At 63.1% G+C, this 13,734-nt stretch carries 11 protein-coding genes and 1 riboswitch; of the genes, 9 read left to right on the top strand and 2 right to left on the bottom strand.

From position 1 onward, the window contains the following. Window position 1 precedes the first annotated feature (1 nt). A complete protein-coding gene (locus B0E42_RS07065) occupies window positions 2-1,516 on the top strand; it encodes a tripartite tricarboxylate transporter permease (protein ID WP_018606929.1) in 1,515 nt (504 codons plus the stop codon). Continuing rightward, the gene (locus B0E42_RS07060) at window positions 1,509-2,546 is read left to right on the top strand and encodes an AbrB family transcriptional regulator (protein ID WP_077506081.1); all 1,038 of its coding nucleotides are present in this window, start codon (window positions 1,509-1,511) and stop codon (window positions 2,544-2,546) included. Before B0E42_RS07065 ends, B0E42_RS07060 begins: the two co-directional genes overlap by 8 nt. A gap of 100 nt (window positions 2,547-2,646) precedes the next feature. Here the strand turns inward: B0E42_RS07060 and ung are convergent, their stop codons facing one another. After that, window positions 2,647-3,339, bottom strand: a complete 693-nt coding sequence (gene ung, locus B0E42_RS07055; RefSeq protein WP_018606932.1) for a uracil-DNA glycosylase — start codon at window positions 3,337-3,339, stop codon at window positions 2,647-2,649. A gap of 131 nt (window positions 3,340-3,470) precedes the next feature. On the opposite strand from ung, the gene B0E42_RS07050 reads away from it, so the two are divergent. Next, the gene (locus tag B0E42_RS07050) at window positions 3,471-4,583 is read left to right on the top strand and encodes an enoyl-CoA hydratase/isomerase family protein (protein WP_077506080.1); all 1,113 of its coding nucleotides are present in this window, start codon (window positions 3,471-3,473) and stop codon (window positions 4,581-4,583) included. A 243-nt stretch (window positions 4,584-4,826) separates the two neighbouring features. Here B0E42_RS07050 and B0E42_RS07045 read toward each other — a convergent pair whose 3' ends face one another. Next, the gene (locus tag B0E42_RS07045) at window positions 4,827-5,237 is read right to left on the bottom strand and encodes a hypothetical protein (protein WP_074849578.1); all 411 of its coding nucleotides are present in this window, start codon (window positions 5,235-5,237) and stop codon (window positions 4,827-4,829) included. Between the two features lie 304 nt (window positions 5,238-5,541). Beyond that, a riboswitch (guanidine-I (ykkC/yxkD leader) is annotated at window positions 5,542-5,643 on the top strand. 60 nt (window positions 5,644-5,703) lie between these two features. Here B0E42_RS07045 and B0E42_RS07035 point away from each other — a divergent pair. The 6 genes from B0E42_RS07035 (at window position 5,704) to uca (ending at window position 13,725) form a co-directional block, all read left to right on the top strand. After that, window positions 5,704-6,771 carry a putative urea ABC transporter substrate-binding protein gene (locus B0E42_RS07035; RefSeq protein WP_077506079.1) on the top strand — a complete coding sequence of 356 codons (1,068 nt, stop codon included), beginning with the start codon at window positions 5,704-5,706 and terminating at the stop codon, window positions 6,769-6,771. Between the two features lie 15 nt (window positions 6,772-6,786). Next, a complete protein-coding gene (locus B0E42_RS07030; protein ID WP_077506078.1) occupies window positions 6,787-7,602 on the top strand; it encodes an ABC transporter permease in 816 nt (271 codons plus the stop codon). Next, on the top strand, window positions 7,599-8,387 hold the full coding sequence (locus tag B0E42_RS07025; RefSeq protein WP_018606940.1) for an ABC transporter ATP-binding protein: 789 nt from the start codon (window positions 7,599-7,601) through the stop codon (window positions 8,385-8,387). The genes B0E42_RS07030 and B0E42_RS07025 overlap by 4 nt, the downstream gene beginning before the upstream one ends. Before the next feature lie 14 nt (window positions 8,388-8,401). Continuing rightward, complete coding sequence (locus B0E42_RS07020; protein ID WP_018606942.1) at window positions 8,402-9,127, top strand: urea amidolyase associated protein UAAP1; 726 nt, start codon at window positions 8,402-8,404, stop codon at window positions 9,125-9,127. Between the two features lie 11 nt (window positions 9,128-9,138). Beyond that, a complete protein-coding gene (locus B0E42_RS07015; protein WP_077506077.1) occupies window positions 9,139-9,780 on the top strand; it encodes an urea amidolyase associated protein UAAP2 in 642 nt (213 codons plus the stop codon). Window positions 9,781-10,083: 303 nt separating this feature from the next. Further along, a complete protein-coding gene (uca, locus tag B0E42_RS07010; protein ID WP_077506076.1) occupies window positions 10,084-13,725 on the top strand; it encodes an urea carboxylase in 3,642 nt (1,213 codons plus the stop codon). Window positions 13,726-13,734: the final 9 nt, after the last annotated feature.

The following is a 13,734-nucleotide window of genomic DNA, read 5'->3' as shown; positions in this document are numbered from 1 at the left end:
TATGGATACCCTGAATTATCTCGGCCAGGGTTTTGGCGTTGCACTGACCCCCTACAACCTCGTCACAGCACTGACCGGCACCCTGATCGGCACCGTGGTCGGCCTGCTGCCGGGCCTGGGCCCGATCAACGGCGTGGCGCTGCTGATCCCGATTGCCTTTGCCCTGGGGCTGCCACCGGAATCGGCGCTGATCCTGTTGGCGGCGGTGTACCTGGGGTGCGAATACGGCGGACGCATCAGCTCGATCCTGCTCAACATCCCGGGTGAAGCCTCCACCGTGATGACCACCCTCGACGGCTACCCGATGGCCCGCCAAGGTCTGGCCGGTGTGGCGTTGTCGCTGTCGGCGTGGAGTTCGTTCATCGGCGCGTTCATCGCCACCTGCGGCATGGTGTTGTTTGCACCGTTGCTGGCCAAATGGGCGATTGCCTTCGGGCCGGCGGAGTATTTCGTCCTGATGGTGTTTGCCATTGTCTGCCTCGGCGGCATGGCCGGTGATCGACCGCTCAAGACATTCATTGCGGCGCTGATCGGCCTGTTTCTGTCCAGTGTCGGGATCGATGCCAACAGCGGCGTCTACCGTTTCACCGGTGACAACATCCACCTGACCGATGGCATTCAGTTTGTCGTGCTGGTGCTGGGCTTGTTCTCCATCAGTGAAATCCTGTTGCTGCTGGAGAAAACCCATCGCGGACAGGAAGCGGTGGAAGCCACCGGGCGGATGATGTTCAACGTCAAGGAAGCGGCCTCGGTGTTCTGGGTGAACATCCGCTGCGGTGTACTGGGTTTCATCATGGGCGTATTGCCTGGCGCGGGCGCAACCCTGGCCAGTGCCGTGGCCTATATGACTGAAAAACGCATCGCCGGCACCAGTGGCACGTTCGGCCAAGGCGACAAGCGTGGCCTCGCGGCACCGGAAACCGCCATCGGCGGCGCAGCCTGCGGCGCACTCGTGCCGATGCTGACCCTCGGCGTTCCCGGCTCGGGTACCACGGCGGTGATGATCGGCGCGCTGTCGCTGTACAACATCACCCCGGGTCCATTGCTGTTCCAGCAGCAGCCAGACATCGTCTGGGGCCTGATCGCGTCGTTGTTCGTCGCCAACATCATGCTGGTGATCCTCAACATCCCGATGATCCGCGTCTTCACCCGGATCCTGGCCGTGCCGAACTGGGCGCTGGTGCCGGTCATAGCGATCATCACCGGGATCGGTGTCTATGCGGTGCATGCCACCACGTTCGACCTGTTCCTGATGATCGGTATCGGCATCTTCGGTTACATCCTGCGCAAGTTGGATTTCCCGCTGTCGCCGGTGCTGCTGGGCTTCATCCTCGGCGGCCTGATGGAGCAGAACCTGCGTCGTGCGCTGTCGATTTCCAACGGTGCACTGGAGATCCTCTGGTCGAGTCCGATCACCTTCGGCTGCTGGGTGCTGACGGCGATCATGCTGTTCATGCCATTGCTGCGGATCTGGCGTCGCCGCGCCGCACAACGTCGCGCCCTGGCCAATGTCTGAAGCGACCTTCAGACAATGGTGGGGAACACCGCTGGTCGGTCTGGCCGGCGGTTACCTGGCCAGCCTGATCGGCTGGCCCTTGCCCTGGATGGTCGGCTCGTTGCTGGCGATCATCCTGGTGCGCTGTCTCACGCCGTGGCAATTGATGGAAATCCCCGGCGGCCGTAAAGGCGGCCAATGGGTGGTGGGCATCGGCATCGGCCTGCACTTCACCCCGGTGGTGATGGAGCAGGTCCTGAGCCACTTCGGCCTGATCTTCTTCGGCGCGCTGATCACCAGCGTGTCCAGCGTAGTGGGTGTCTGGCTGATGCGGCGCACCGGCGAGGACCGCGCTACAGCTTTCTTCTCGAGCATGCCGGGCGGTTCCGGCGAAATGGTCAACCTCGGCGCCCGCAACGGCGCGGACCTCAGCCGTGTTGCGGCGGGCCAGAGCCTGCGGGTGCTGGTGGTGGTGCTGTGCGTGCCGGCGGCCTTCAAGTACCTGTTGGGCGAAGGCGCCCCGGTACAACACGCCACGACGGTGGACTGGCTGTGGCTGGCGATGCTGTTCCCGGCGGGCGCCCTGCTCGCCTGGCTCTGGGAGCGCTTGCGCCAACCCAATCCCTGGTTGTTCGGGCCATTGCTGGTCAGTGCGGCGGTGAGCGTCGGTTGGGACCTGCACATCGGCCTGCCCAATGGTGCCAGCCAGGTCGGCCAATGGTTGATCGGCAGCGGATTGGGTTGTCATTTCAACCGGCAGTTCTTTCGTCGGGCGCCGTCGTTCATGGGGCGCACCCTGGTCGGCACGGTGTTGACGATGCTGATCGCCACTCTCGCGGCGTTGGGCCTGAGCACCCTGACCCAGCTGGACCTGCGTTCACTGACCCTCGGCATGATGCCCGGCGGCATCGCGGAAATGAGCCTGACGGCCGAGACGTTGCAACTGTCGGTGCCATTGGTGACGGCGTTGCAGGTGATGCGATTGCTGTTTGTGCTGTTTCTGGCGGAGCCGTTGTTCAGGTATTGGACGCGCGAGCCGGGTTCGGCCTGATAGACCGAGTTGTCTTCATCGCGAGCAAGCTCCCACAGGAGGGTGTGTGCCCCTATGTGGGAGCGAGCTTGCTCGCGATGGGGCCCTTATCGCCGACCATTTAAACCGGCGGCAATCGCCAATCGATAGGCGCCTCGCCATGTTGCTCGAGGAATTTGTTGGTCCGGCCAAAATGCCCGCAGCCCAAGAAACCACGATAAGCCGACAACGGCGACGGGTGGACCGAGGTCAACACCAAATGCTTGGTGGCGTCGATCAGCTTCTGCTTGCCCTGGGCATGGGCGCCCCACAGCAGGAAGACCAGGTTCGGCTGGTGTTCGCTGACCACTTCGATGACCCGGTCGGTGAAATGCTGCCAGCCCTTGCCCGCATGAGCGTTGGCGTTGGCGCGCTCCACGGTCATGGTGGTGTTGAGCAGCAACACGCCCTGGTCGGCCCAGCTTTGCAGGTAGCCGTGATTTGGAATGTCGATGTTCAAATCGCGCTTCAATTCCTTGAAGATGTTCACCAGCGAGGGGGGGGCCGGCACGCCCGGTTGTACCGAGAAGCACAAACCATGGGCCTGGCCCGGGCCGTGGTATGGGTCCTGGCCGAGGATCACCACCTTGACCTTATCCAGCGGCGTGGAATTGAGGGCGTTGAAAATCAGCGGAGCCGGTGGGTAAATTTCCTTGCCGGCGGCGTATTCACTGCGCAGGAATTCGCGCAACTCTGCCATGTAGGGCTGGTCGAACTCGGCACGCAGTGCCTGCTTCCAGCTCGGTTCGAGTTTGATACGGTCGTCGGCAGTCATGGTTGCATCCGGTAAAAACAATGGGCGCACCCTAGGAAAGCCTACATGGCTTGTCAATTGATCTGACGCAGAACCGGCACTTTCCTACGCAGCGGTCATACTGATCATTCCAATTTCTGATCGAGGTCACGATGAATCTGCACTTCGAAGAGCTCACCGGCATCGACGGGGCCCGTATTGGCATCGCCACCCTGGACGCCGAAAAATCCCTGAACGCCCTGTCCCTGCCGATGATCAACGCCTTGCGTGATCGTCTCGATGCCTGGGCCCGGGAGCCGCAAGTTGTTTGTGTGTTATTGCGCGGCAATGGCGCCAAGGCATTTTGCGCTGGCGGTGAAGTACGCAGCCTGGTGGAAGCCTGCCGTGCCCATCCCGGCGAAGTGCCGCCGCTGGCTGCACAATTCTTCGCGGCGGAATACCGCTTGGACTTCAACCTGCACACCTACCCCAAACCCCTGCTGTGTTGGGGCCATGGTTATGTACTGGGCGGCGGCATGGGGCTGCTGCAAGGCGCCAGTACCCGCATCGTCACACCAAGCAGTCGCCTGGCAATGCCGGAGATCAGCATCGGCCTGTACCCGGACGTCGGCGCCAGTTGGTTCTTGTCGCGCCTGCCCGGCAAGCTCGGGCTGTTTCTCGGCCTGACCGGCGCCCACATGAATGCCCGAGACGCCATCGACCTGGACCTGGCCGACCGCTTTTTGCTGGATGAACAACAGGACGACCTGATCGAGGGCCTGCTGCAACTCAATTGGCAGGAACAAACCGAGATGCAGCTCAACAGCCTGCTCAAGGCTTTGCAGCAGGAAGCGGTCGGCAAACTGCCCGAAGCCCAATGGCTGCCACGCCGGCAGAAAATCGATGAATGGCTGGATGTCAGCGACGTGCGTTGCGCCTGGAAAGCCCTCAGCCTGCTGGTGGACCACCCGGATCCCCTGATCGCCCGCGCCGCCAAGACCATGACCGAAGGCTCGCCGTTGACCGCTTGTCTGGTCTGGGAGCAGATCACCCGGGCCCGGCATTTGTCCTTGGCCGGTGTGTTCCGGATGGAATACACCTTGAGCCTCAACTGCTGCCGCCATCCGGAATTCAGCGAAGGCGTACGCGCGCGCCTGATCGACAAGGACCACAAGCCCCGCTGGCACTGGCCGGACATCAACCATGTGCCCGAAGCGGCGGTCGAGGCGCACTTTCACAAAGCGTGGGAAGGTCGGCATCCGTTGGCGGACTTGTCCAACGAATAAAGAACCTGGGTGACACCCTGTGGGAGTGACATTCTGTGAGAGTGACATCTGTGGGAGTGACATCTGTGGGAGTGACATCTGTGGGAGCAAAGCTTGCTCGCGATAGCGGTATGCCAGTCACAGAGGGGCTGACTGACCCCCTGTCATCGCGAGCAAGCTTTGCTCCCACAAGCCTTATCCCATCGGGTTTATTGCAGGCATAAAAAAGCGGCGCTTAATGCGCCGCTTTTTTCTGCCCTGGGATCAGCGGTGGTTGCGTCGTCCATCGTGATCGCCGCGTCCGCGATCATAATCACCGCGTCCCCGATGATCACGCCCGCCTCGACCCCGTCGGTCATCATTCCAGCCACCCCGGCTATGGCCGTCCCAGCCACCCCGATTCGGATAAGACCGGTACGCCGCTCGCGGCGGCGAGTAGTGGCGTGGGCCATGTTGGTAGTAACGCGGTGCCGAGTAGTAGCGCGGCGCCGGTTGGTAATACCGCGGGGCGTAATAGCCACGCGGTGCCGAATAATAACTCCCGCCACCGTAATAGACCGGCGCCGGTGAGGTGTAGACCTCGGAACGGTAGTAGCTCGAGTCTCCGTCGTAATAAGGCACGCAGGCCGAAAGAGTCAAACCGAGAAACGCAATGAGCAGCAGTCGTCGATACATGGCGGCCTCCTGGACCGCGGATGGGCCACATCAGCGACGCTGATGGGCGGCAGTCAACGTTGTGTGACTGACACCTACTCAGACAGCCAAATCGGAATCTGGTGCGCCCTGGCAACAACTCGAAACATGTCGCTCGTCGCCCTCTTCCAGTGCGCGACAGCACCACAAGCAAGCACAAATCCGCTTTTAATCCCCCCTCCCCAACACCTGCCCTCTCTGGCCCGGGCCTTTGCGCGAATTGGCACGGCTCTCGCTTTAACAAACTCCGTGCAGGAGTCATCACAGGTTCGCGGCACCACAATTTGCAATGGCTGACTAGGGTTCCGGCTCGCTTCTGGCGAGTGGCTGGTCCGAGAGTTGGCGACCTCCAGTTGAGGTTACACGGCGGGACAAAAGCCCGGGAGACAAGCCACCGTTCGCGGTGCCGCGTTGCTCCTGTCCGCCCTTGATCAACTGGAGAACCACCATGCTCAAGCTTCGTCTGTCCGCCCTGCTCCTCGCCGCCCTCTCGGCCCTCGCGAGCTTCTCATCCGCCGCCGCCCAAAAAGACCACTTCAGCGTCTGCTGGACCATTTACGCCGGTTGGATGCCCTGGGAATACGCCGGTAGCCAAGGCATCGTCGATAAATGGGCGAAAAAATACGGCATCCAGATCGATGTCGTGCAGCTCAACGATTACGTCGAATCCATCAATCAGTACACCGCCGGTCAGTTCGACGGCTGCACCATGACCAACATGGACGCCCTGACCATTCCCGCCGCCGGTGGCGTGGACAGCACCGCACTGATCGTCAGCGATTTCTCCAACGGCAACGACGGCATCGTCCTCAAGGGCGAGGGCAAGAAAGTCGCCGATCTCAAGGGCATGGACGTCAATCTGGTGGAACTGTCGGTGTCCCACTACCTGCTGGCCCGTGCCCTGGATTCGGTTGGTCTCGCCGAGAAAGACTTGACAGTCGTCAACACCTCCGACGCTGATATCTCTGCCGCCTTCAACACCGACCAGGTCAAGGCCGTCACCACCTGGAACCCAATGCTCTCGGACATCAAGGCCCAGCCAGGTGTGAGCGAAGTGTTCAATTCCAGCCAGGTTCCCGGCGAAATCATGGACATGATGGTGGTCAACACCCAGACGCTCCAGGACAACCCCGCCCTGGGCAAAGCGTTGACCGGCGCCTGGTTCGAAGTGGTGGCGCTGATGAATGCGAAAAACGCCGCCAGCCAGGCGGCGCTGGAACACATGGCCAAAGCGTCAGGCACCGACCTCAAAGGTTTCCAGGCGCAACTGGACACCACCAAGCTGTTCGCCACACCCAAGGAAGCCCTGAGTTTCGCCACCAGCGAGCAACTGCCCGCCACCATGGGCAAGGTGGCCGAGTTCTCGTTCCAGCACGGCTTGTTGGGCGAAGGCGCCAAGAGCACCGACGCGGTCGGCATGACGTTCGCCAATGGCGTGACCCGCGGCGACAAGGCCAACCTCAAGCTGCGCTTTGACCCGACCTACGTACAGCTGGCCGCCGACGCCAAGCTGTAAACCGGAGGACCTGGCATGCGCCTGATCAACCGCTACCCGGATCGTCCCAGCCGCTTGTTGCTGGTGATCCTGCCATTCGCGCTGGTGTTGTTCGCCTACTTCATGGGCTCGGCCGAACGGTTGACGGACAACCCCAACGACAAGCTCCTGCCCAGCGCCGTGCAAATGGCCGATGCGGTGAAACGCCTGGCCTTCACCGCCGATGCCCGCAGCGGCGACTACCTGCTCTGGCAAGACACCGTGTCGAGCCTGCGTCGGTTGGCCATCGGCCTGGGCATCAGCGCCCTGGCCGGGCTGTGCCTGGGCATTGCCGCCGGTACGTTGCCACTGTTTGGCGCACCGCTGTCACCGTTGCTCACCGTGGTGTCGATGGTGCCGCCGCTGGCCATCCTGCCGATTCTGTTCATCGTCTTCGGCCTGGGCGAACTGTCGAAAGTGATGCTGATCGTGATTGGCATCACACCGTGCCTGGCGCGCGACCTGGAACAGCGCGCCCGGGAAATTCCGCCCGAGCTGCTGATCAAGGCCCAGACCCTCGGCGCGTCGACCTGGACCCTGATGCTGCGGGTGGTGCTGCCGCAACTGCTGCCGCGCCTGTTGATTTCCCTGCGGCTGATGCTCGGTTCGGCCTGGCTGTTCCTGATCGCCGCTGAAGCCATCGCTTCCACGGATGGGTTGGGTTATCGGATTTTCCTGGTGCGACGTTACCTGGCGATGGACGTGATCTTGCCGTATGTGGTGTGGATCACCCTGCTCGCCTGGCTGATGGACTGGGGCCTCAAGCAGCTGACTCGCCGAGCGTTCCCCTGGTACGAGGGGGCGAAGGCATGAGCTTCATTACGGTGAACAACGTCTGGCAACAGTATGCCGATCAGGTGGTACTGGAGCGTTTGAACCTGAGCGTCTCTGAGGGTGAGTTCTGCACCCTGGTGGGTGCCTCGGGTTGCGGCAAGTCGACCTTCCTGCGCTTGCTGCTGGGCCAGGAACGCGCCAGTCGCGGACAGATTCTCCTGGACGGCGAACCCTTGGCCGGCGAGCCGGATGCCAGCCGGGGCGTGGTGTTCCAGCGTTATTCGGTGTTCCCGCACCTGAGCGTGCTGGACAACGTGGCCCTGGGCCTGGAGCTGCCGCGCTCGCCGCTGCTGGGCCGCCTGTTTGGCAGCGCCAAGCGCCAAGCCCGCGAAGACGCCGCGCAACTGCTGGACAAGGTCGGCCTGGGCCATGCGCTGGATAAATACCCGGCGCAACTGTCCGGAGGCATGCAACAGCGGCTGGCGATCGCCCAGGCACTGATCATGAAGCCGCGTGTCCTGCTGCTGGACGAGCCCTTCGGCGCCCTCGACCCGGGCATTCGCAAAGACATGCACGCCCTGTTGCTGGAGCTGTGGCGTGAAACCCGGCTGACGGTGTTCATGGTCACCCATGACCTGTCCGAAGGTTTCAGCCTCGGCACACGCCTGCTGGTGTTCGACAAGGTCCGCACCGACCCGCACGCCCCCGGCGCCTATGGCGCACGCATTACCTACGACATTCCATTGAACAGCGACCGCCGCACCGCCCGTGCCGCCGTCGACGCCCTGCCCGCCGAACTGGCCGGCACGTTGCGTATCGCTTGAAAGGAGTTTTCCCCATGACCGATTCGACCCAATTGTTTACACCTTTCGCCGAAGAACTGCTGCCCGGCGGCGGCCACCGTTCCTTCGTGCTCAAGCGCGGCCAACTGCTGCGCCTGACCGACCTGCGCGGCGCGGCCAACGTGAGCCTGACGCTGCTCAATGCCAACGAAAAAACCGAACGCCTGAACCTGCCCGACAGCCTCAAATGCCAACACACCGCCAAGCTCACCACCGGCCATTGCCTCTACTCCGACATGGGCCGGGTGCTGGCGGCCATCACCGCCGATACCTGCGGCTGGAGCGATAGCCTCGGCGGTGTGCTCTGCGCCGAGGAAGTCGCTGAAAAATACGGTCAGGGCCGCTACCAGGAACTGCGCAACGGCTTCTTTCGCAACGGCACCGACAACCTGCTGGTGGAGCTGGGCAAATGGGGTCTGGGCCTGTCCGACCTGCTGATGACCCTCAACCTGTTCAGCCGGGTCGATGTCGATGAGGCCGGAGGCTTTCACTTCGTTGAAGGCAACTCCCAGGCCGGCGACTACATCGAGCTGTACGCGCCGATGGACACCCTGGTGGTGCTGACCGCGCTGCAGCACCCGATGGACCCGAACCCGCAGTACGCCCCGCAACCGCTCAAGCTCAGTTGGATGAACGCTGACGCCAGCGTCGCCGAGCACTGTCGCCATTCGCGCCCGGAAAACCAGCGCGGCTTCATCAACACCGACCGCCTGTTCGCCTGAGGATCGCTGCCATGTCACTTGCCATCGCTACCGCACACAAGCAACCCGATACTGCCGTCTACCGCGCCACGATTCCCGCCGGAGAACCCTGGCTGATGGAGGTCAAGAAGGGCCAGACCCTGCGCATCCTCGACCTGGAAGGCAACCAGGCGGTCGATACGCTGTTCTACAGCCTGGCCAACCCCAAGGAGCGCTACGACGTGCAGCGCACCCTGCGCCGGCAGAACAGCGTTTACCTGAGCACCGGCAGCGTGCTGTATTCCAACCTCGGCCACCCGATGCTGACCATCGTCGAAGACACTTGCGGGCGCCACGACACCCTCGGCGGCGCCTGCGCCCAGGAAAGCAACACCGTGCGCTACGCCCTGGAAAAACGCTACATGCACAGCTGCCGCGACAACTACCTGCGGGCCTGCGCCCACGACGTTCGGCTGGGCAAGGGCGACATCGGGCCGAACATCAACTTCTTCATGAACGTGCCCGTCACCGCCGATGGCGGCCTGACCTTCGAAGACGGGATCTCGGCACCAGGGAAATACGTCGACCTGCGGGCCGAGATGGACGTGATCGTCCTGATCTCCAACTGCCCGCAACTGAACAACCCATGCAACGCCTACAACCCCACGCCTGCGGAGCTCTTGATATGGAACTGAAACTTACCCGCCTGCGCCGCTGGTTGTTCGCGTTGTGCCAGAGCCGGTCGGGGCAGTGCATCAAATAAACACAGATTTTATGAACACCACCCATCCCCTGTGGGAGCGAGCCTGCTCGCGATAGTGGTCTGTCAGTCACATTGATGCTGGATGTACCACCGCTATCGCGAGCAGGCTCGCTCCCACAAGGGGGGCAGTGGTGTTTGGAGGTTTGTCGCCAGGGACGACCCCGGCGGCCATCGAAAACTGCGGGACGGCCCGCATCCCAGTTCAGGCAGCACGCATGCCTGAGGGGGCAATGCCATGTTCGAAAAAATCCTGATCGCCAACCGTGGCGCCATCGCCTGCCGCATCCTGCGGACCTTGCGTGAGCTGAAGGTCGAAGGCGTTGCGGTGTATTCCCAGGCCGACGCCGCCAGCTTGCATATCCTCCAGGCCGATGAAGCCCACTGCCTGGGCGAAGGCGCGGCGGCCGGTACTTACCTGGCGGTGGACAAGCTTTTGGCGATTGCCAAAAGCAGCGGCGCGACCGCGATCCATCCCGGCTACGGCTTTCTTTCGGAAAACGCCGCCTTCGCGCAAGCCTGCGAAGCTGCCGGTATTGCCTTCATCGGTCCGACGCCAGAACAACTGCGCGTGTTCGGACTCAAGCACACCGCCCGCGACCTGGCGCGCCGCCACGGTGTGCCGCTGCTCGAAGGCACCGAACTGCTCGACAGCCTCGACGCCGCGCTCTCGGCAGGCACACAGCTGGGCTATCCGGTGATGCTCAAAAGTACCGCCGGCGGTGGCGGCATCGGCATGCGCGTGTGTCGTAGTGCCGCCGACCTGAGCGAATCCTTCGAAGCGGTCAAGCGCCTGGGCCAGAACAACTTCAGCGACGCCGGGGTGTTCATCGAAAAGTACATCGAACGCGCGCGGCATCTGGAAGTGCAGGTGTTCGGCGATGGCCAGGGCCAGGTGATCGCCCTGGGCGTGCGCGACTGCTCGGTGCAACGGCGCAACCAGAAAGTCCTCGAGGAAACCCCGGCGCCGAACCTGCCCGAGGGCATGGCCGACGAACTCTGCGCAGCGGCGATCCAACTGGCCCAAGCCGTGAACTACCGCAGCGCTGGCACCGTGGAGTTCGTGTTCGACAGCGACGCCGGGCGCTTCTATTTCCTGGAAGTGAACACCCGCCTGCAAGTGGAGCACGGCGTCACCGAGCAGGTGTGGGGCGTGGACCTGGTGCGCTGGATGGTGCAATTGGCGGCCGGTGATCTGCCGCCACTGAGCGAGCTCGGCCAAGGTTTGAAAGCCGAGGGCCACGCGATCCAGGCGCGCTTGTATGCCGAGGACCCAGGTCGGGATTTCCAGCCAAGCCCGGGGCTGCTGACCGCCGTGAAATTTCCACAGGCCGATGGCAAACAGTTGCGCATCGACACCTGGGTCGAGGCCGGTTGCCAGATCCCGCCCTACTTCGACCCAATGATCGCCAAGGTCATTCGCTGGGCGCCGACCCGCGAGCAGGCACGCCTGGGCTTGCATCAAGCGCTGGACGAAAGCCTGCTGTACGGCGTCGAAACCAACCGCCACTACCTGCAACAGATTCTCCTCGACACACCGTTTGCCAGCGGCCAGCCCTGGACCCGCTGCCTGGAAGCGTTGGTCTATCGCGCCAACACCGTTGAAGTGCTCAGCCCCGGCACCCAGACCAGCGTCCAGGACTATCCCGGCCGCCTCGGTTACTGGGCGGTGGGGGTGCCGCCGTCGGGGCCGATGGATAGCCGTTCGTTGCGCCTGGGCAATCGCCTCTTGGGCAACGAAGAAGGTGCGGCGGCATTGGAAATCACCATGAACGGGCCGCTGCTGCGCTTCAACTGCGCTGCCCGGGTGGCGGTGACCGGTGCGGTGATTGCCCTCACGCTCGACGGCGAAGCGGTGCCGATGAACACACCGTTGTCGATTGCTGCCGGCGCCACCCTCGCCATTGGCAACATCGCTGGCGCCGGGGCGCGCAGCTACCTGTGCCTGCAAGGCGGCGTGCACGTGCCGGATTACCTGGGCAGTAAAAGCACCTTCACCCTCGGCCAGTTTGGCGGCCACGGCGGACGAGCGCTGTGTACCGGCGACGTGTTGCACCTGGCGCTGCTGGACGAACACACGACGCTGCCGCCAACGAGCGCGCCGATCCTGGAACTGCCAAGCGTGCGGCAGATCCGCGTGATCTACGGCCCGCACGGCGCGCCCGAATATTTCACCGAACGCTACATCCAGACCTTCTTCGACACGGCCTGGGAAGTGCACTTCAACTCCAGCCGCACCGGTGTGCGCCTGATCGGGCCGAAACCCGAATGGGTCCGCGCCGACGGCGGCGAGGCCGGGCTGCATCCTTCCAATATCCATGACAACCCTTACGCCATCGGCGCCGTGGACTTCACCGGCGACATGCCCGTCATCCTCGGCCCCGACGGCCCGAGCCTGGGCGGCTTCGTCTGCCCGGTGACGGTGATCGAAGCGGACCTCTGGCAGTTGGGGCAACTCAAGGCGGGGGACAAGGTGCGGTTCGTGCCGGTGGATATCTCCACCGCCCGATCTCTCGCCTTGAAATGGGATCAATGTGGGAGCGGGCTTGCTCGCGAAAACGGTCTGTCAGATACATCAATGTTGACTGTGCCATTGCTTTCGCGAGCAAGCCCGCTCCCACAGGAGATGGTGTCGCCTGTGGTGTTGGATATCGGCCAGGACGATACGCGTCTGGTGGCAAGGCTATCGGGCGACACCCACCTGCTGCTGGAAATCGGCGCCCCCGAACTGGACCTGGTGTTGCGCTTTCGCGCCCATGCCTTGATGCAGGCGTTGGAACACAAACACCTGCCCGGCGTGATCGACCTGACGCCGGGCATTCGCTCGCTGCAAGTGCACTACCAACCCGAGCAAATGCCCCTGGCCGATCTGCTGAGCATCGTCGCCGGTGAGTGGGACGCGGTGTGCGCCGCGCAGGACCTGCAAGTGCCGTCGCGCATCGTCCACCTGCCGCTGTCCTGGGATGACCCGGCCTGTCAGCTAGCCATCGAAAAATACATGACCACGGTGCGCAAGGACGCGCCCTGGTGCCCGAGCAATCTGGAGTTCATCCGGCGCATCAACGACCTGCCCAACCTCGACGAGGTGCAACGCACGGTGTTCGACGCCAGCTATCTGGTGATGGGCCTGGGCGACGTCTACCTCGGCGCGCCGGTCGCCACGCCGCTCGACCCGCGCCATCGACTGGTGACCACCAAATACAACCCGGCCCGGACCTGGACCGCGGAAAACTCGGTGGGCATCGGCGGCGCCTATATGTGCGTGTACGGGATGGAAGGTCCTGGTGGCTATCAGTTCGTCGGGCGCACGTTGCAGATGTGGAACCGTTATCGGGACGTCGCCGCCTTCGACGGCAAGCCGTGGCTGCTGCGGTTCTTCGACCAGATCCGCTTCTACCCGGTCAGCGCCGACGAACTGCTGCGCATCCGTCGGGACTTCCCCCTGGGCCGCTTCGACCTGGAGATCGAGCACAGCCAGCTCAACCTCGCCGACTACCAGCGTTTCCTGGTGCAGGAAGCCGACGGCATCGCCGCGTTCCGCCAACAGCAACAAGGCGCCTTCGACGCCGAGCGCGAACGTTGGATCGCCAGCGGCCAGGCGCACTTCGACAGTGAAGAAGCGGCCATCGCACCGAGCGAAGATTCGCAACTGACTGACGGTCAACTGAGTGTCGACAGCCACATCGCCGGCAACCTCTGGCAGGTGCAGGTAGACGTTGGCGCACGGGTCGCCGCCGGTGATGTGCTGGTTATTCTGGAGTCGATGAAAATGGAAATCCCGCTGCTTGCGCCCTCGGCCGGCGTGGTGCGCGAGGTGCGCGTCCAACCCGGTTCGGCGGTGCGCGCCGGACAGCGCGTCGTGGTGCTGGACCGTGACTGAACTCAATCA

Origin of the sequence: Pseudomonas sp. A25(2017), from assembly GCF_002001065.1 — a bacterium.
Lineage (GTDB): Bacteria > Pseudomonadota > Gammaproteobacteria > Pseudomonadales > Pseudomonadaceae > Aquipseudomonas > Aquipseudomonas kilonensis.
The sequence above is the reverse complement of the archived record's forward strand: the minus strand, read 5'-3'. Positions and strand labels throughout refer to the sequence as shown.